17 protein-coding genes are annotated in these 18943 nt (G+C 43.1%); 6 read left to right on the top strand and 11 right to left on the bottom strand.

The genetic code is table 11. The features are described 5' to 3' along the window. Nucleotides 1-12: 12 nt before the first annotated feature. The 4 genes from FO447_RS05795 to FO447_RS05810 form a co-directional block, all read right to left on the bottom strand. Nucleotides 13-477 carry a Fur family transcriptional regulator gene (locus FO447_RS05795; RefSeq protein ID WP_200758058.1) on the bottom strand — a complete coding sequence of 155 codons (465 nt, stop codon included), beginning with the start codon at nt 475-477 and terminating at the stop codon, nt 13-15. 76 nt (nt 478-553) lie between these two features. After that, nucleotides 554-1183 (bottom strand): Maf-like protein, encoded by a 630-nt coding sequence (locus FO447_RS05800; RefSeq protein ID WP_200758060.1) that lies wholly within the window; start codon nt 1181-1183, stop codon nt 554-556. 93 nt (nt 1184-1276) lie between these two features. Beyond that, entirely contained in the window at nt 1277-1795 is a 519-nt protein-coding gene (locus FO447_RS05805) for a KdsC family phosphatase (protein ID WP_200758062.1), read from the bottom strand. 57 nt (nt 1796-1852) lie between these two features. Further along, nucleotides 1853-2623, bottom strand: coding sequence for a Rossmann-like and DUF2520 domain-containing protein (locus FO447_RS05810; RefSeq protein WP_200758064.1), 771 nt, complete (start codon nt 2621-2623; stop codon nt 1853-1855). A 596-nt stretch (nt 2624-3219) separates the two neighbouring features. Between FO447_RS05810 and FO447_RS15975 the strand changes: the two genes are divergently transcribed. Further along, nucleotides 3220-3705: a GNAT family N-acetyltransferase gene (locus tag FO447_RS15975; protein ID WP_234699074.1), complete on the top strand. Its 486-nt coding sequence runs from the start codon at nt 3220-3222 to the stop codon at nt 3703-3705. A 113-nt stretch (nt 3706-3818) separates the two neighbouring features. Here the strand turns inward: FO447_RS15975 and FO447_RS05820 are convergent, their stop codons facing one another. Then, on the bottom strand, nt 3819-4436 hold the full coding sequence (locus tag FO447_RS05820; protein ID WP_118064870.1) for a TetR/AcrR family transcriptional regulator: 618 nt from the start codon (nt 4434-4436) through the stop codon (nt 3819-3821). Between the two features lie 159 nt (nt 4437-4595). Between FO447_RS05820 and FO447_RS05825 the strand changes: the two genes are divergently transcribed. The 5 genes from FO447_RS05825 (at nt 4596) to FO447_RS05845 (ending at nt 12643) form a co-directional block, all read left to right on the top strand. Continuing rightward, entirely contained in the window at nt 4596-6884 is a 2289-nt protein-coding gene (locus FO447_RS05825; RefSeq protein WP_118139405.1) for an NADP-dependent malic enzyme, read from the top strand. Nucleotides 6885-7918: 1034 nt separating this feature from the next. Next, on the top strand, nt 7919-8236 hold the full coding sequence (gene rplU, locus FO447_RS05830) for a 50S ribosomal protein L21 (protein ID WP_006848683.1): 318 nt from the start codon (nt 7919-7921) through the stop codon (nt 8234-8236). 19 nt (nt 8237-8255) lie between these two features. Further along, nucleotides 8256-8546, top strand: a complete 291-nt coding sequence (rpmA, locus tag FO447_RS05835) for a 50S ribosomal protein L27 (RefSeq protein WP_006848684.1) — start codon at nt 8256-8258, stop codon at nt 8544-8546. Between the two features lie 254 nt (nt 8547-8800). Further along, on the top strand, nt 8801-10093 hold the full coding sequence (serS, locus tag FO447_RS05840; RefSeq protein WP_006848685.1) for a serine--tRNA ligase: 1293 nt from the start codon (nt 8801-8803) through the stop codon (nt 10091-10093). A gap of 201 nt (nt 10094-10294) precedes the next feature. Next, a complete protein-coding gene (locus FO447_RS05845) occupies nt 10295-12643 on the top strand; it encodes a bifunctional dihydroorotate dehydrogenase B NAD binding subunit/NADPH-dependent glutamate synthase (RefSeq protein WP_200758068.1) in 2349 nt (782 codons plus the stop codon). Nucleotides 12644-12882: 239 nt separating this feature from the next. On the opposite strand, the gene FO447_RS05850 is transcribed toward FO447_RS05845, so the two are convergent. From FO447_RS05850 to mazG, 6 genes are all read right to left on the bottom strand, one after another. Continuing rightward, nucleotides 12883-14169, bottom strand: coding sequence for an IS1380 family transposase (locus tag FO447_RS05850; protein WP_200756500.1), 1287 nt, complete (start codon nt 14167-14169; stop codon nt 12883-12885). 195 nt (nt 14170-14364) lie between these two features. Continuing rightward, on the bottom strand, nt 14365-15723 hold the full coding sequence (locus FO447_RS05855) for a hypothetical protein (RefSeq protein ID WP_200758069.1): 1359 nt from the start codon (nt 15721-15723) through the stop codon (nt 14365-14367). Then, complete coding sequence (locus FO447_RS05860; RefSeq protein ID WP_181976409.1) at nt 15716-16309, bottom strand: sigma-70 family RNA polymerase sigma factor; 594 nt, start codon at nt 16307-16309, stop codon at nt 15716-15718. The genes FO447_RS05855 and FO447_RS05860 overlap by 8 nt, the downstream gene beginning before the upstream one ends. A 94-nt stretch (nt 16310-16403) precedes the next feature. Beyond that, entirely contained in the window at nt 16404-17321 is a 918-nt protein-coding gene (locus FO447_RS05865; protein WP_200758070.1) for a ribonuclease Z, read from the bottom strand. A gap of 36 nt (nt 17322-17357) precedes the next feature. Beyond that, a complete protein-coding gene (locus FO447_RS05870) occupies nt 17358-17918 on the bottom strand; it encodes a hypothetical protein (protein ID WP_118254863.1) in 561 nt (186 codons plus the stop codon). A gap of 56 nt (nt 17919-17974) precedes the next feature. Next, a complete protein-coding gene (gene mazG / locus FO447_RS05875) occupies nt 17975-18931 on the bottom strand; it encodes a nucleoside triphosphate pyrophosphohydrolase (RefSeq protein ID WP_119227018.1) in 957 nt (318 codons plus the stop codon). Nucleotides 18932-18943: the final 12 nt, after the last annotated feature.

The raw sequence follows: 18943 nt of genomic DNA on the forward strand, positions 1-18943 counted from the left end.
TTATCTTGATACTTATTCTTTTTTGCGTTTGCGAGTCATCTTGCTTTGACAGCCGCTGCATACGCCATAGATGTAAAGAGCATAAGCATCTTTACGAAAGCGCTGCATCCTGATATCCATCACAGCAGCCGTAACCTGCGGTGCTACAATTTCTGTTACCTTGCCACAAATCGTGCAAACCTGATGCACATGATTGTCCTCGCTATAACTGGCCTCATACTTGGTGCCGTCTGCCAGACTGTGCTTTACCACAAGCCTCAGTTCCAGGAACAGATGCAATGTGTTATAAAGCGTAGCCCTGCTAACGCGAAAATTCTTTTTCAGTAGCTCTCTGCCCAAATCTTCTATCGAGAAATGCTCTCCCATAGAATAAATGGTGTCGAGGATAGTGGAACGCTCCGGAGTGCGCCGGTGATGATTGCTCTCCATATAATTGTCCAAAACCTCATGAGCTTTTGCTAAAATTTCTTCACTCATAATCCTTGTTAGTTACATAAAACGCACAAAGATACTCATTATCTACGACATAGAACAATATTTAATTTTAAAAAATCTAAATTCGCCTCAATTCCTCATAGATACGCTGAACCGGAAGCCCCATCACATTAAAATAACTCCCCTTCAACCCCGTACAACCTATGTAGCCAATCCATTCCTGAATACCATAGGCGCCAGCTTTGTCAAACGGCTGATAATGATTTATATAATAACTGATTTCATCATCAGAAAGCGGTTTGAACGTCACTTCTGTTGTTACTGAAAAGGAACGCTGCTTATGCTGGGTAGTAAGACAAACACCTGTAACTACATGATGCGTCTTTCCGCTCAACATCTTCAGCATTCGTCTGGCATCTTCAGCATCACGAGGCTTCCCGAGAATGACTCCCTTTCCATCCAGATCATTCTGTTCGCCAGCTGTTGGCGCAATCACAACCGTATCTGCTGTAAGAATCAAAGTTTCTGACTCGTCCAACTCTCCGACACTATTATTTCCGTTCAAAAGCGGACGATAAGCCTCAGCCTTTTTCTTGCAGATGAATTCTGCCACCTGATAAGCATCAAGGTCAGCAGGATAACTTTCATCAATACCACTAATCACCTTCACCTCAAAAGGAATATCCAAACCTGCCAGAAGTTCCTTGCGGCGAGGCGAATTACTCGCCAAAATAATCTTATAATTCATCTATTTTAAACCTTATTACTTTGAACTTTATGATTAAAATTCAGTTGCAAACTTTCTACTATAAACTATCAACTTTCAACTATTAACTAAATTCTACCAGCCAAACGCCTTAGCATCTGAAAGCCATAAACCCTTGGCTCTCAGTACCTGTTCTACGACATCACGTCCCACACCTTCACCTCCGTTACAAGCCGAGATATAAGTAGAAATTTCTTTAATATCGGAGCATGCATCTGCTGGGCAACATGGACATCCGCAACGACGCATAATCTCATAATCAGGAATATCATCACCTACATATATTATTTCCTCATCTGTAATTGAATATTTCTGCTTGAACTCCTCATAAGTCTTTATCTTTACAGAACACCCCATGAAGATATCCTCTAAACCAAGATTTTCATAGCGTACCTGTATGGCATGAGAATTACCGCCTGTCAGAATTACGATACGAACACCTTTCTTCTGAGCCAGCTGAATGGCATAGCCATCTTTGATATTAACAGTACGCAAAGGTTCGCCGGCACTGGAAAGCGTGATGGTCTGTCTTGACAGTACTCCATCAACATCAAAGATGATTGCTTTTATTTTATTTAAATCGTAATTAATCATAATTGTTTCTGTTTTTATAACTTAAATTCCTAACTGCAAACTTAACCGACAACCGTTTTATCTCTTGAAGTTGAATATGCTTTTGCTCATCATTTCATAAATCTGCTGTAGTTCTGGCTGTTTTTCAAGAAGTTGCATTTGTTTCTCCATTACGTTCCGATCATCACGAATAGCCGGTCCTGTCTGCACTTCAGCTGCCGAATGCGAAGAAGCCTTGTCCATAGTTTCCATAACCAGAGGACGGAGAACACTGCCAGGAATGTGATGATTTTCGAGAATCTGCTGACCTATAGCTACGCAATGATTCGCAAAATTACAAGCAAAAACAGCTGACAGGTGCAGATACTTACGATTATCAGAATCCAATTCATAGACACTACGAGAAATCTGTTCTGCCAACCTCTTCAGGAAAGAAGTTTCGAAAGCACCACATCCCTCAATGAAAATAGGAATATTTTCGAATGCAACCTTTTTATCTTTCGTAAATGTCTGCATCGGATAAAATACGCCATAATGACGGGCATAATCTTTGAAAACATCCATCGGCATGGAACCAGCTGTATGAACAAACATCTTATCTTCTCTTCCTTTGCACAGTTCAGGAATAAGCATTTCAAGCGCATCATCCTTCACAGAAACTATGTACAAATCTGCATCACAGACCACCTTACTCATCTCATTGACAGGCTCACAATTCACCTTCTCAGCCAATAGAGAGGCCGACTCCCAAGTTCTACTGAAAACTTGTACAATCTGATGTTCTGATTGCGATATTTCGAGCGCAAGATTGGTAGCAAGATTACCTGCCCCAATAAACACTATTTTCATACGTAATTTTGTTTAAAGTTCTACTTTTTATGCAAAAATACTAAAAAATAACGATAGAGAAGCCCTTTTTCTTGCTTTTTTATGATAAATTTATTATTTTTGCCTTCGTGAGAAAATATGAAGTAGAAATATATGGTAAACTGGAAGAAATGCCGCATTTATTGGAAGGCGACTTTTTTCATAGCTTGGAGCTTTTTCAGATTCTTGAAAAAACACCCGGCATAACCCCTTTTATGGCTGTCGCCACACAGGAGAACAAGGTGGTAGGACAAATGCTCGTCATCCTCTATCACCGCAAATCTTTATTTCCACCTTATTTATATACGCACGCGCACGCGTATGGAGAGGGATTTTATGCACCCGATGCTGAACAGAATGCTATTTTCCCATTGTTACTCCGCAGCCTAACTATCCACTTACACAAACGACTCTGCTTTTACATCGAGTTCTCCCGAATGAGCAAAAAGATGCTGGGTTACCGGGAATTCAGAAAATTGGGCTATGTACCTATTGCCTGGCAAGAGATACATAACTCCCTACACAGCAAACTTCCCCAAGAGCGACTCTCAGACAAACAAATTGCTATGATTGAAAAAATGAAAAAAAAGGGAATAAGTTGTAGAGAGGCAACTTCACCCGAAGACATCCATCGTTATCACCAGTTGCTCAAAAATTATTATCGGCTGAAACTTCGCCGTTTTGTTCCAGACGAAATATTCTTTCAGAAACTGAGTACAAGTAGTAATGCCAGAAACGTCATCATCACCTATAAAGACAAAGTGATTGGCGGCTATACATGCATCTACAACCAAGGCAATGCCTTTCTTTGGTTTTCTGCATTCAAGAGAAAGACTTACATCCATCTGCATCCGGACACAATGACCATCTGGCAAGCACTCTCTGATGCACAGGAGCAGGATGCCCAACACCTCCACTTTATGGACGCAGGACTTCCGCTTAAGAGTAATCTCTACCGTGAATTCATTCTCGGTTTCGGAGGCAAACCTGTTACCAAGTTTCGCTGGTTCCGCTTCTATCCAAAAGTTATTAACCTGCTCCTCCACTGGCTATACAAGGATTAAGAAAAAGAGGTTCCGTGAGCCTATATAAAGCATCTCCGAAACCTCTTTCTCTTTTTTAAACGTAATTACACATACGCTCAAAAAGTACATTTTGTATATTAAAGCCAACGCCTCTACTCTTTCAAAGCACGGTCTAGCTGCTCCAAGCCGCGCTCTGTACAAAATCCACGAATCAGGCACAAAATATAATTGTCGTATATCTCCTGCATCGAATGAACACGATAGAGCTGATGATGCATGATTTCCTCCATCATTACATGTCCTATGTCCATAACAACATTGAAGTCTACATCCTTACGGAAAAGCCCCTCCTTGACACCAGCCTCAAAGAAACGCACACTCTCCTCCCGTTCATGAGCATGATTTTCCTGGAAGAATTTCACTACACGAGGCATCTTATGAACCTCCTCATAAAAAAGAACGCCCACCATCCCATTTCGCTCCATCTGCAATTTATAGACATAGCTGATAATATCTATCACATTCTTCGCTTGGGTCTTGGCGAAATTATCTAACTTCGAACGATTTTCTTCTAGCTGACGCATCATACCTGCAAGCAACAATTCTTCTTTGTCACCGAAAATCTCGTACACAGTTCTCTTAGACACATGAAGTCCCTGTGAGATTTCATCCATCTTGACAGCTTTTACCCCACGCTTATAGAATTCAGGCATCGCATAAGAGATGATTCTGTCTTTCAGTTCTTGTCTATATTGATTGATTTCTGCCATTTTACTTGTTTGAAGACTATTTTTGTGCAAAGATACAAAAAAAATCAAAAAACCATTCTTTTTTACTAAGTTTTTTTGTACCTTTGCACAAACTTTTAAATTTCGTGCGAAAAATCCACGAATATGAAAGAAGAATAAACTTTAAACCAATATATTGTTATGGTAAAAATTACAAAAGAGGCGGCTTTAAGTTATCACGAGACTGGTCGTCCTGGCAAGATTGAGGTTAAGCCAACAAAACCTTATCACACACAAACGGATCTGAGCCTTGCTTATTCTCCTGGCGTGGCATTCCCATGTCTTGAGATCCAGCAGAACCCAGACGATGCATACAAGTATACTGACAAGGGTAACCTGGTTGCTGTTATCAGTAATGGTACAGCAGTGCTCGGACTTGGCGATATCGGTGCCATGAGCGGAAAGCCTGTGATGGAAGGTAAGGGATTGCTTTTCAAGATTTACGGTGGTGTGGATGTCTTCGATATTGAAATCGATGAAAAAGACCCAGAAAAGTTCTGTGAAACCGTAGAAAAAATCGCTCCTACATTCGGTGGAATCAACTTGGAGGACATCAAGGCGCCTCAGTGTTTCTACATCGAGGAGCGCCTGAAAAGAACTCTCGATATCCCTGTAATGCACGACGACCAGCATGGTACTGCCATCATCTCTGCTGCAGGCTTGAAGAACGCTCTTGAGGTAGCTGGAAAGAACATTGCCGATGTGAAGATTGTCGTAAATGGTGCTGGTGCAGCTGCTATCAGCTGTACAAAACTCTACGTAGCGCTAGGTGCACAGGTAAAGAACATCGTTATGCTCGACTCTAAGGGTGTCATCACCAGCGACCGCGACAATCTGACAGAACAGAAAAAGCTCTTTGCAACAGACCGCCGCGATGTCCATACACTCGAAGAGGCTGTGAAAGGCGCCGATGTATTCGTAGGACTCAGCAAGGGTAACGTGCTCTCCAAGGATATGATTCGCTCTATGGCAGACAACCCTATCGTTTTCGCTCTTGCCAATCCAGTACCTGAGATCAGCTACGAGGACGCTATGGACAGCCGCCCTGACGTATTGATGTCAACTGGCCGTTCAGATTACCCTAACCAGATTAACAATGTAATCGGTTTCCCATACATCTTCCGTGGTGCACTCGATGTTCACGCCCGTGCTATCAACGAAGAAATGAAGATGGCTGCTGTTCATGCAATTGCCGATTTGGCTAAGCAGCCGGTTCCTGATGTAGTAAACGATGTTTACCACGTTAACGACCTTACATTCGGTCCTAAATACTTCATTCCGAAACCTGTAGATCCACGTTTGATTACAGAAGTTTCTGCTGCCGTAGCTAAGGCTGCAATGGAAAGTGGTGTGGCTCGCACCCCTATCACAGACTGGGAGAAGTACAAACAGGATTTGCGCCAGCTGCTTGGTCAGGAGACCAAACTGACCCGCAAGCTCCACGATACAGCGCGCCTTCACCCACAGCGTGTAGTATTCGCCGAAGGTGGCAACCCAACTATGCTGAAGGCTGCAGTTCAGGCAAAGCAAGAGGGTATCTGCCAGCCAATCCTGTTGGGTAACCCTGACCGTCTGAACCGTGTAGCTAGCCGTTTGAAGCTTGACCTTTCAGATATTGAGATTGTAGATATGCGTGCCGATAACGAACAGGGCCGCCGTGCTAAGTTTGCCAAGCATCTGGCAGAGAAGCGTTCTCGCGAGGGCTACAGCTTCGAGGAAGCTTATGATAAAATGTACGAGCGCAACTACTTCGGTATGTCAATGGTAGAACAGGGTGATGCTGACGCATTCATCACTGGTCTTTACACAAAGTACAGCAATACTATTAAGGTGGCAAAAGATGTAATTGGAATCCGTGAGCCATACAAGACTTTCGGTACCATGCATATCCTTAACACCCAGAAGGGTATTTATTATATCGCCGATACGCTCATCAACCGCCACCCAGACGAAGATGTGCTGATAGATGTTGCCAAGCTGTCTGCAGGTACAGTGAAGTTCTTCAACGAAGAGCCGGTTATGGCCATGCTAAGCTACTCTAACTTCGGTACAGACAATATTGGCTCACCTGTTAAGGTAAAGAAAGCCGTTGCTGAGATGCAGAAGGAGTTCCCAGAACTCGCTATCGATGGTGAGATGCAGGTAAACTATGCACTCAACAAGGATCTGCGCGATGAGAAGTACCCATTCTCCCGCCTCAAGGGCAAAGACGTCAACACTTTGGTGTTCCCTAACTTGAGTAGCGCCAATGGTGCATACAAACTTCTCCAGGGTTTGAATCCTGAAGCTGAGATTATCGGCCCTATCCAGATGGGATTGAACAAGCCTATCCACTTCACTGACTCAGAAAGCAGTGTACAGGATATCGTAAACATCACAGCAGTAGCTGTCATTGATGCTTACGTAGAGAAAATCAAAAAACAGAAGTAAATCGCTTCTCCATCCTGATTTGAACAGATAGAACAAGATAATAGAATTTTCAATGAACAGGTTGGCGCAACAGCGTCAACCTGTTTTTATTTTCTCTTCCTCACTAAAACATCCGATAGTTCTTCTCTTTATACTTATAAAATAGCTCTTCTCTTTATACTTATAAAGATGTCTAAACAAAAGTAAAAGAAGCGAACTTCGCAAACGATTGCACAGTTTTTATTCCTAATATAAGTTAAATATTGAGTATGTGCGCCCACACAGCAGAGTTGCAACAAAAATAATCAAATAAATATTTGGTGATTTGAAAAATATCGTGTACCTTTGCAACCAGTTATCCTGAAAACAATCTTTTTACCTTAATGGAAACTAATACCTATTGAAGATTTGGAGCGGTAGCCTGTGAAGGTCATCGCTTTTTTCTTTTTATACACCTCCTCCATCAAATAGCATATAGCATATATTGTTCCCAAGAAGAAAGTATACAATTAAAAGGTAATATCACTTGAGTCGGAAGACTTGCTGACTGCAGTCAGCAGACCTGCCGACTATAGTGAGCAGACCTGCTGACTAGGCTCAGCAGAGCTGCTGACAACAGTCATAACTTTAACGAAGGCATCTTCTTGAACCAGAGAAGTCGTATCCTTGAACCTAAGGAGACATCTCCTTGAACCAGAGAAGACATATCATTGAGCCAGAGGAGACATATCATTGAACCTAAGGAAGTACATCATTGAACCTAAGGAAGTATATTATTGAACCCAATAAAGAACATGATACTATTCACGATTCCCTTATCTGGTAGCAAATAATCGGTATTCTTATAAAAAACAGGCTTTTCTGTTAAATCTTTCTAAAAAGCAATCTTTATTTCCCCAACATTTTGTTCATATCAAAGATAATTTGTAATTTTGCACCCCGAATGCTCATGGATTGGGCAAATGTTACAGAAAAGTTTAGTTCGAAGGGGCTCAAAGAAGATCCGGCACAATGCAGGACGCCTCCCGAAGAAACCCGTTTATATAATTAATTTAATGTACGCAATTGTAGAAATTAACGGTCAGCAGTTCAAGGCTGAGGAGGGCAAGAAGCTCTTCGTACATCACATCAAGGATGTTGAGGCAGGTCAGACTGTTGAGTTCGACAAGGTTTTGCTCGTTGACAAAGACGGCTCAATCACTGTCGGTGCACCAGCTGTAGAGGGTGCAAAAGTAGTAGTAGAAGTAGTGAACCCACTCGTAAAGGGTGACAAGGTAATCGTCTTCAAGATGAAGCGCCGCAAGGACTATCGCAAGAAGAACGGTCATCGTGCTCAGTTCACTGAAGTATCAATCAAATCTGTAATCGCTTAAAATTAGGAGGAATTAGAAAATGGCACATAAGAAAGGTGTTGGTAGTTCTAAGAACGGCCGTGAATCAGCTTCACAAAGATTAGGCGTTAAGATCTGGGGTGGTCAGAGCATCATCGCAGGTAACATCATCGTTCGCCAGCGTGGTAACAAGCACTTCCCAGGTGAGAACGTAGCTCAGGGTAAGGATGATACATTGTATGCTTTGGCAGATGGTATCGTTTACTTCCACAAGGGCCGCAAGGACAAGAGTACAGTTTCTGTTCTCTCTCCAGAGGTTTACGCTGAGAAGACCAAAAAAGCTGACGCTTAATTTTTAAAGTTTTAGAAAAAACTATTCCAAACAAACAACATAGAAGCCTGCTCATACCTAGAGCAGGCTTTCTTCGTTTATATAAGTTTTTAGGCATGGATTACACCCCCTCTAAGCTCCTTAACCCTGTAAAACCACAAAAAAACTTTAATTCTACCCTTCCCTGTAAAAAAGTCAGCATTTTTTTACGCTATCACAAATATTTTTTGTACTTTTGCCTACAAATAGTAAATTATTTAATTAAAAGACATTTTATGCTTACACTTAAACTTATCAGTGAGGAAACTGAACGTGTAGTTAAGGGTCTCGAAAAGAAGCATTTTCCAAATGCTCGTGAGGCCGTAGAGAAAGTTTTGGAGTACGACAAGATTCGTCGTGAAGCTCAGCAGAAGTTGGATAACAACAAGCAGCAGGCTAACCAGTTTGCTAAGCAGATTGGTGCCCTTATGAAGGAAGGTAAGAAAGAGGAAGCTGAGAGCGCAAAGGCTCAGGTAGCTATGCTCAAGGCAGACGCCAAGGCTCTTGAAGAGATCATGGAGAAAGCACAGAACGATATGACAAACCAGTTGCTCGAAATTCCTAACATCCCTTGCGAGCAGGTTCCTGAAGGTAAGGACGCAGCCGACAACGTTGTTGTGAAAGAAGGCGGCGAAAAGCCAAACCTCGGCGAGGATGCTCTCTGCCATTGGGATCTCTTGAAGAAGTATAATCTTGTAGACTTCGACCTCGGCGTTAAGATTACTGGCGCAGGTTTCCCTGTATATATCGGCAAGATGGCTCGTTTCCAGCGTGCGCTTGAGGCATTCTTCCTCGATGAGGCTCGCAAGAGCGGATATCTGGAGATTCAGCCTCCTTACGTAGTAAACGAGGACTCAGGTCGTGGTACCGGTCAGTTGCCAGACAAGGAAGGTCAGATGTATCATGCTAATCTGGATAATCTCTTCCTCATCCCTACTGCTGAGGTTCCTGTAACCAACATCTTCCGCGATGTTATTCTCGATGAGAAAGATCTCCCTATCAAGCGTTGTGCTTACTCAGCTTGTTTCCGTCGTGAAGCAGGTAGCTATGGTAAGGACGTTCGCGGTTTGAACCGCCTGCACCAGTTCGACAAGGTAGAGATTGTCCGCATCGATAAGCCAGGTCACTCTTACGAGAGTTTGAACGAGATGCTCGACCATGTTGAAGGTCTTTTGAAGAAGTTGGAATTGCCATATCATATTCTCCGTCTCTGCGGTGGTGATATGAGCTTCACCTCTTCTATCTGCTACGACTTCGAGACATGGAGTGCTGCACAGGGTCGCTGGCTGGAAGTTTCATCAGTATCTAACTTCGAGAGCTACCAGGCTAACCGTCTCCACTGCCGCTATCGCCATACAGATGACAAGAAGATTGAACTTTGCCACACATTGAATGGTTCAGCTCTTGCTTTGCCACGTATCGTAGCAACCATCTTGGAGAACAATCAGACCCCAGAAGGAATCCGCGTACCTAAGGTATTGGTTCCATACTGCGGTTTCGAGATGCTTGATGACAAAAATTTCGATTAATTTGAAGTATCGGTAAGACTTTCTGTTTTCTCGATTATACAAAACATTCGAAAAACAAAAATAACATATATTGTACGAGGATAACTTCGACTGCCACAAAGGTAGCCGATGTTATCCTTTTGCATTTTATGTACCATGAAGCAAACTCTAATCAGCTAACCAGAAATATTAAGATATCAGCATTAAGAAATTTAATAGCCCATGAACAAGATTATCAAGAAAGTACAATACTCAGAGAAAGTATTCCGCTTCGATGTAGAAGCACCACTTATTGCCAAGAGCCGAAAGGCAGGTAACTTTGTTATCATCCGTGTAGACAACAACAGCGAGCGTATGCCGCTGACCATCGCTGATGCTGACATTGAGAAAGGAACCATCACGCTGGTTGTGCAGAAGGTAGGTCTTTCATCTACCAAACTCTGCGCCCTAAATGAAGGTGATGAGATTCACGATGTGGTGGGACCACTTGGAAATCCTACACATATCGAGAACTTCGGAACAGTCATTTGTGCCGGAGGTGGTGTAGGCGTAGCTCCTATGCTCCCTATCATCAAGGCACTGAAAGCCGCAGGAAACAGAGTCCTTTCCGTAATTGCGGGTAGGAACAAAGACCTCGTGATTATGGAAGATGAAGTGCGTGCATCTAGCGATGAGCTCATCATCATGACCGATGACGGAAGTTACGGCGAGAAGGGTGTTGTAACCGTAGGAATCGAGAAGTTTATCAATCAGGAACATATCGATAAGGTTTTCGCCATCGGTCCTCCTATCATGATGAAGTTCTGCTGTCTCCTGACCCAGAAATATAATCTTTCCACAGACGTTTCGCTCAATACCATCATGGTGGATGGAACCGGTATGTGCGGTGCCTGCCGCTTAACCATCGGTGGAAAGACCAAGTTTGTCTGCATCGACGGTCCTGAGTTTGACGGCGCCCAGGTAGACTGGGACGAGATGTTCAAGCGCATGGGCACTTTCAAGGATGTTGAACGCAAAGAGATGGAACACTTCGAAGAGCACCTTGCAACTGTAGACGCAGGAAAGAAGAAAGAAACTACGGATGTAATCATGGACGTAGAACCTACAGATGCGAGCATCGAAGAGTTGACCGACCGTAACGCTGAGTGGCGCAAGGAGTTACGCGCTTCGATGAAAGCAAAAGAACGTACAGCTATAGAGCGCGTAAAGATGCCAGAACTTGACCCTCTTTATCGTGCCACAACCCGTACGGAAGAGGTAAATATCGGTTTAACCAAGGAAATGGCTTTGACCGAAGCCAAGCGCTGTCTCGACTGTCCTAAGCCTACCTGTATGGAAGGTTGTCCGGTAAGTATCAACATTCCTTCCTTCATCAAGAATATTGAGCGAGGCCAGTTCCTTGCCGCAGCCAAGGTTTTAAAGAACACCTCTGCCCTACCAGCCGTTTGCGGACGAGTTTGTCCACAGGAAAAGCAATGTGAAAGCAAGTGTGTACATCTCAAGATGAACGAGCCTGCTGTAGCTATCGGCTACCTGGAGCGTTTTGCTGCCGATTACGAACGCCAGAGTGGAAACATCTCTGTACCAAAGTGCGATGAACCTAATGGCATCAAGATAGCCGTAGTTGGTTCAGGACCTTCCGGATTGAGTTTTGCAGGCGATATGGCAAAGAAGGGATTCGACGTTACCGTCTTTGAAGCATTACACGAGATTGGCGGTGTATTGAAATATGGTATTCCTGAATTCCGTTTGCCTAATGCTATCGTAGATGTAGAGATTGAGAATCTTCAGAAGATGGGCGTAAAGTTTATTACAGACTGCATCGTAGGCAAGACCATTTCCGTAAAAGATCTGGAAGAACAAGGATTCAAGGGAATCTTCGTTGGTTCAGGTGCGGGTCTGCCAAACTTCATGAATATTCCTGGAGAGAATGCCTTGAACATCATGTCTTCTAACGAATATCTTACCCGTGTAAACCTGATGGATGCAGCCAATCCTCATAGCGACACCCCTATCAACTTGGGTAAGAAGGTGGTTGTTGTAGGCGGCGGAAATACAGCTATGGACAGTTGCCGTACTGCAAAACGACTCGGAGCAGACGTAACCTTGGTATATCGCCGTTCGGAGGCTGAAATGCCTGCCCGACTCGAAGAGGTGAAGCATGCCAAGGAAGAAGGAATCAACTTCTTTACATTGCACAATCCTAAAGAATATGAGGCAGACGATAAGGGCGCAGTAAAGGCTGTAGTTCTCGATGTGATGAAGCTTGGCGAACCTGATGCCAGCGGCCGTCGTCGTCCAGAAGCTACAGGCGAGACCATCACGCTGGAGTGCGACCAGGTAATTGTTGCCGTAGGAGTAAGTCCTAATCCACTCGTTCCACAGAGTATCGAAGGACTGGAACTCGGCCGGAAGAACACCATTGCCGTAAACGACCAGATGCAGAGTTCCATCGAAGAAATCTACGCTGGCGGCGATATCGTACGAGGAGGAGCCACAGTAATTCTTGCCATGGGAGACGGCAGAAAGGCCGCTCTCAATATGAGCGAAAAATTATTGAATAAGAAATAAGAAAATGGGAAACAATAAAGGGCAGCCATGCATCACGCAGACTGCCCTTTCCTTTTCTCGTATGTAATGTTCCTCAAATCCGCAACCTATAGGGTTTAGTGGGATTTTGCTTGCAAAGCGACAAAATTCATTTTATTGTACATATTTCTTGCACAACAGAAATGTCGCAGACACAAAATCCCCTTACCCCATAAAGCGACTTGAGGTAATACGCTGGTTTAACCAGAAAAGCATGGTCTTTAACCAAAGTCTGTCTTGAACAGGTTGGCATAAGCATTGTTGTCTGAGTAAATGTTCAATACATGCCTACGTGATGTCTTAATCCATTTCGCAGGAACAGAGATGAACTTGAAAACAAAGGTCTTGATTCTGCTGGTGGCACGCAATCCAAATTCATGGGTTTTCAATCTCTGCATAATAGCTTTGTAGAAGTTTCTGATGAGAGCTGTCATAAGCAGGAATACAGTATTCTGTGCCATGAACGATTTTGGCAATCGATTCCAGCCAAAGCCATTGTTCATGTCATCGAAGATGCGTTCCTTGCCACCACGAAGATTGTAGAATTCCACGATGTCTCTTGCACTCGACTTGTAATCGTTAGTCAGTATACATCTGTAGGTATATTCGCCTTCCCAAATGTCAAGGTCTCCATCTATTCGCCTTTGTCTCTGTATGACAAGACGATACGGTTTTCCTTTCCATTTCTCAACAAGGATAGAATTCAACTCAAACTCAATACCGTTGATTTCAACAGTTTTCCATCCAGTTAAGGCAAACATGGAATCGTAGAAAGAAGAGCATCTGTTGGCACGAATATAAAAATGCCTGCAATGAGCCTCTACCATATCTACGATTTCCTCCGAACATGAGCCGCAATCCATGCGGGCACGAGAAATATATATTTCCGAAGCCTCCAATCGCTTGAAGATTCTTTCCAAAGTTTCTTTTTGGTTGAAGCGTACGTTTGTGTTGCCGTCTCTATTTTCAATACCAACAATCATGTCGTTAATGACAGCTACGCCTGGACTATAGCCCAAGAACTTCTTGTAGGTTGGTTTTGCATCATACTTCTCTGTTTCAATGAACTGATGGTCAAAGTCAAAATCATACTCTTGACCGGATTTCAATTGACCAGTAGCAAGCAGGGCATTGACCAGTAAGCAGTTCATCTTGTCTGCAGTATTGAAATCATAGGATTTGCCAGAAGCAGACTTATAGGTGATGCTCTTAAAAGTCAGTTCTTCGATAGCACGTAATATGGTGTCTGCGCTGCAAGTGCGAAGAGTTGGATGAAGAGACAAATGTTTCATCAGGTGAGTTGTAACATCCTCAATGCATGAGCCACCACAAAGATATACGCACATCAGAGAGCGTAGAATCTCGCTATATTGATAACCAAACATAGTGCATCTCAATCCCAAGGTGGAATCTATGGTTTGAGCTAAAAGAGCATCAAATTGCTCCATAATCGAAAAAATTCCCCCAAAAGGAGTGAGTTTCTCAGATTTTATTTGTATCTTTGCCATGTCATATTAGAGTTTTGCTTGTCTTCTTTTCGCAACACTAAGGTAAGTGAAAATTCTGACATGGCAAAATCCTGGGTAACTTTTTTGTTGCTCAGGCACTTATAAATAATATTAAACTATAGTGTTGCGGAATTAAGGATGTTATAAAATGAAATGTAGTTCGTACATATATTTATTAATAATTGGACTCAAACACTATTTCAGATTAATACGAAGTCCGAACTGGAGATTAAAATTCCACTTCTTATCTTTAAACGTATTTTCTATTTCGCTGCCATTATCAAAATAATATTTTGCACCTGGCTCAATATAGAAGCCCACTTGTGGTGTAACATCATACTGTGCACCAAGCGAAGCCTTACCCGAGAACTGAACGCCATCACGTTTCACGTCCTCTTTATGACCAGAAACCTTTGTATCATTCTTTACGTTGAAATCGGCTTCTCCACCCGCCATTACGTACGCATGAAAGCCTCCCGTGCTCCAAACCTCATAGTTTAAACCAAGTGGAACACCCACATAATGCAAAACCTGATGTGTATCAAATTCTGAAACACCATAAGATTTGAAATCAGATGCAACACGCGTATAAACGACACCGGTACTCAAAGACAAGCGAGGCGCAAGTCCGATACCAACCTGAGCACCTATAGCCAAAGGAGCATGATGTTTCGCTTCAACATATTTCGGTATTGCATATCTTAAAGGAGAAGCAGCAGCCAGGAAAACACCATGATCAGCAAAGCCGCCACCAGCAAGAGGATCTGAAGACGCATACATGCCGTTTGACATTCCATCACTGCCAGAGCCCAGACTTACATTCTCTGCATACAGGTTCATGGTCCAGTTCTGTTCATACTTGTCCTTATAACTGCGTTCAAAAGGACCATCCTGCGCCCTGCCTGCATAAAGCTTCTGCCCACCATCTTCTTCCAACGGCTTGGTTGCATGATTAGAAGAAACGGCCATCTGTCTTTCAGAATCCTCATTTTGCTTTTGCAAAACAGATAATTCCTGACCATTTACCTCTGCATTAACAGACTGTTCTGGCATTTCTACCTCTGCTGCAAGCATTATTTCATGATTATCAGCAACTGTTCTATCCAAAGAAGATACCGAAGATTTACTATGGTTCAATTGACGCCCCGATGAGCGGCGATTCGTCTGATGTACAGATTCATTGTTTTCAGCAAGCAAGATAGCATTTTTACTTCCTGCCGATTGTGCTTCTGCACGGACAGCAGAAGAAGTCCTGCTTGAACCTGATGCTGTAGAGAAAGAACTCTGAACAGCTAAGTTAGTCTGTCCCGGTTCATCATCATGCAGATAAACATAACTGCCTCCTACTCCCAATAAAGCAATAGCTGCAGCTACTGACCATCTTTTCAAGACAACATAACGAGCCTGTGGTCTCTTTTTTACATCAGTTTCCTCATCACCAACCTTTTTAGACTGAGCAAGCGATTGTTCTATCTCAGCCCACATGTCGTGGCTGACAGGCTCTTGGTAGTCTGCCAACTGATCTCGAAGTTTATTTGTCCAATCGTTACTCATTACTTTTCTCGTTTATATGATTCAACTCTTTATTATCACTACAATCTGCCTGGCTCAGATAATCTTTCACCTTTTTGCCCAACAGCTTTTTCGCCCGCAAATATTGTGAAGCAGAACTGCTTTCTTTGATGCCTAACAGCTGTGCAATTTCTTTATGGCTTTTCTGTTCAAAAACAAACATGTTAAGAACCAGTCTGTACCCATCAGGCAATTCTCCTATCATTCTTGTCAGTTCAGCAGGCGGAACTCTTTCTACTTCTGGCTCTTCATCCTCAATATCATCGGGAACTTCGTCCACGATAGTGAAGCGCTTTTGCTGCCTTACAAAGTTGACCGCTTCATTTGTCACTATCCGCAAGAGCCAAGCCTGAAGAGCGCCCTCACCCCGATATTCAAACTTTGAAATGCCGGAAAAGACTTTTATAAAACTATCTTGCACTACATCCTCAGCATCATCGCGCATAGGGACATACCTCAGCGCTACGGCCATGGCATACCCCACATAGCGTTCATACAATCTGTGCATTGCTGCCCGACTGCCGCTATTGATGTCGTCTAAGAGTTTCTTTTCCGATTCCAATTTCAAATCCTTTTTAAAGATTAAACGATATAAAGAGAAAACCTTGCATCAAAAATGAACTTTTTTTTGATGCAAGGCACTTTTTTTTTATATTTCTATATTATTCTATAGAGAACACTTTACCTTCCTGAGTAAGATAACTTTCCGCAAACACCTCTTTAGCTTCATTCAACAATACCTCTTCATTATTATATCTTGCACTATAATGTCCCAGAAGAAGTTTGCCTACACCCGCATTTCTCGCTATAGTTGCAGCCTGTCGAGCCGTACTGTGATAATAGAGTTTAGCCCTGTCCCCATTCTCTGAAGTATAAGTACTCTCATGATAAAGCACCGTAACCCCCTTTACCTTTTCTGCCAACCCCGGAACAAACCGGGTATCACTGCAATAAGCATAACTGCGGGGAGTAGCGGCAGGCATTACCAATCTGGCATTAGGTATTACATCCCCCTCCTTCGTTGTCCAATCAGCTCCATTCTTGATGTTATTAATCTGGCTTACAGGAATCTCGTAATAATCTATCATATCACGACGGATATGAGGCAATGTCGGTTTCTCTCTGAAAATGTAACCACAACAAGGCACACGATGCTGCAGAGGAACGGTTTCTACGGTTACAGAATGATCTTCATATACTACTTGCGACTTCTCGGTATCTACAGGAACAAATTCAATTTCATATTCCATTCCCTGCATGAAGAAATCAATCTGACGCTTAAATAAATCTCCGTAACTTTCTGGCGCATACACTTTTAACTTAGCCGTTCTACCCAGCATACCTAAGGTAGAAAGAAGCCCCAGCAAGCCAAAGCAATGGTCACCATGAAGATGCGAAATAAAGATAGCATTTATCTTAGCAAAGTGAACATGAGTGCGACGGAACTGCATCTGGGCACCCTCTCCACAATCCATCATAAAGCATTTGCCACGCATCTCAATAATCTGGGCCGAGGCACTATGCTGAAGGGTGGGAAAAGCACTGCCACACCCCAATATATGTACTTTAAATGGTTCCAAAACTAAATCATAAATTACAGGTTCAACATGATGACCTTACTCTTGGCGCTTGAAAACAAAGATACCCTGAGTATTCTCCAACATAAGACTGTCAGAACCCAATTTGTCAATAGCGAAAGTATCCTTATTCAGCAAGAGTTTACCATTGAGTATCTTCCAGCTAGTCCAAGGATTAGTTTCAGCCTTCACATTGTTCTTCACCTCTCCACCTTCCAAGATATCAAAATTCTTATCCAGAGAAGTCCATTTACCCAAGAGGGATGTCAGATTGATAATCTTCTGGGCCATCATCTCTCCATCCTCTGCCTTATAACCGATAAGAGCAATACGGTCGCCAGCCAGCAATCCTCCCTGAACAACATCAGGATTCTCATCGTCAATAAACACCGAAAGGGTGTCACCTTCATCAGAAATCAGCTCCAGGCTATGCATAGAGGTTCCCTCACCGCATACACCATAGATAGTAGAATCGTTCATTGCATCCTCTACCTCTACCGAATCTGCTGCACTGATAACAGGAACATTATTTTTGTTCTTACAACTGTTGGCAGCGAAAAGCGCCACCAAAGCTATTGTTACATAAACTAATTTCTTCATAACACTTTAGTTTTTATTATTATATTGATGAGTCGATAAGATTATCTGATTCACCGTTATTTATCATCCTTTTTCTCCTGAAGTTTTGCTTCATCCCATAGTTTATCCATTTCTTCTAAGCTCATATCTTTCAAGTTTTTGCCTTGCTTTAAGCTATGATCTTCTACGTAGTTGAAACGGCGGATAAACTTCTGGTTGGTTTTCTCCAGCGCATTATCCGGATTGAGTTTATAGAGACGTGCTGCATTGATTACTGAGAAGATGAAATCGCCCAATTCCCGGGTAGAATTCTCTTTGTCGCCTTTAGCCAGTTCCACCTTGAGTTCTTCCAGTTCCTCCTGCACTTTGTCCCACACATCTTCTTTTTCTTTCCAGTCGAAGCCTACATTTCTAGCCTTGTCCTGAATGCGATAAGCCTTGATAAGAGACGGAAGAGAATGAGGGACACCGCTCAACACCCGCTCATTTCCATCCTTCTCCTGCTGCTTAATCTGTTCCCAGGTTTTCTCAACAGAAGTAGCAGTTTTCGGCTTGCTGGCGCCAAGAGCCAAAGTTTCTTCCGAACTGGCAGTTCCAGCCTTCCCGGTTTCTGCTTCTTCAGACTCTCTATATACCACTTGTCCCTCATCGTTGATATACATATCAGGATTCGAAACCGTCCAATTTCCTTCCTCCTTCCAGTTGATGAAAGGATGGCGGAACATCAATTTATCTGCCTCCTGATTGCAAACATCGCAAATATCGAACTCGCCGTCTTCTCTGCCGATGATGCTATAGAACATCACGTGCTCCAACACATCGCCCAACTCCTTCTTGATATCCTTGTAATCGCGCTTCATCAAGGCGTCACAAAGCTCGAAAGTCTCCTCGATCGTATTCGGACGAAGACTCTCGAATGTCTGCTTTTTATCCCATGGACACTGCAGGCGCAAACGGTCCTGCACATCCAGCAAGCGGCTGAACGCCGCCAGTTTTTCTTCTTTCGTATGTCCTTTTCCTGTATTACTAACCATCGTTTTGTGCAA

The organism is Segatella copri, assembly GCF_015074785.1.
Classification (GTDB): domain Bacteria; phylum Bacteroidota; class Bacteroidia; order Bacteroidales; family Bacteroidaceae; genus Prevotella.

Coding starts and splice junctions, on each gene's coding strand:
- FO447_RS05795 (WP_200758058.1), bottom strand. CDS start 477: ATGAGTGAAGAAATTTTAGCAAAAGCTCATGAGGTTTTGGACAATTAT.
- FO447_RS05800 (WP_200758060.1), bottom strand. CDS start 1,183: ATGAATTATAAGATTATTTTGGCGAGTAATTCGCCTCGCCGCAAGGAA.
- FO447_RS05805 (WP_200758062.1), bottom strand. CDS start 1,795: ATGATTAATTACGATTTAAATAAAATAAAAGCAATCATCTTTGATGTT.
- FO447_RS05810 (WP_200758064.1), bottom strand. CDS start 2,623: ATGAAAATAGTGTTTATTGGGGCAGGTAATCTTGCTACCAATCTTGCG.
- FO447_RS15975 (WP_234699074.1), top strand. CDS start 3,220: ATGAAAAAAAAGGGAATAAGTTGTAGAGAGGCAACTTCACCCGAAGAC.
- FO447_RS05820 (WP_118064870.1), bottom strand. CDS start 4,436: ATGGCAGAAATCAATCAATATAGACAAGAACTGAAAGACAGAATCATC.
- FO447_RS05825 (WP_118139405.1), top strand. CDS start 4,596: ATGGTAAAAATTACAAAAGAGGCGGCTTTAAGTTATCACGAGACTGGT.
- rplU (WP_006848683.1), top strand. CDS start 7,919: ATGTACGCAATTGTAGAAATTAACGGTCAGCAGTTCAAGGCTGAGGAG.
- rpmA (WP_006848684.1), top strand. CDS start 8,256: ATGGCACATAAGAAAGGTGTTGGTAGTTCTAAGAACGGCCGTGAATCA.
- serS (WP_006848685.1), top strand. CDS start 8,801: ATGCTTACACTTAAACTTATCAGTGAGGAAACTGAACGTGTAGTTAAG.
- FO447_RS05845 (WP_200758068.1), top strand. CDS start 10,295: ATGAACAAGATTATCAAGAAAGTACAATACTCAGAGAAAGTATTCCGC.
- FO447_RS05850 (WP_200756500.1), bottom strand. CDS start 14,169: ATGGCAAAGATACAAATAAAATCTGAGAAACTCACTCCTTTTGGGGGA.
- FO447_RS05855 (WP_200758069.1), bottom strand. CDS start 15,723: ATGAGTAACGATTGGACAAATAAACTTCGAGATCAGTTGGCAGACTAC.
- FO447_RS05870 (WP_118254863.1), bottom strand. CDS start 17,918: ATGAAGAAATTAGTTTATGTAACAATAGCTTTGGTGGCGCTTTTCGCT.
- mazG (WP_119227018.1), bottom strand. CDS start 18,931: ATGGTTAGTAATACAGGAAAAGGACATACGAAAGAAGAAAAACTGGCG.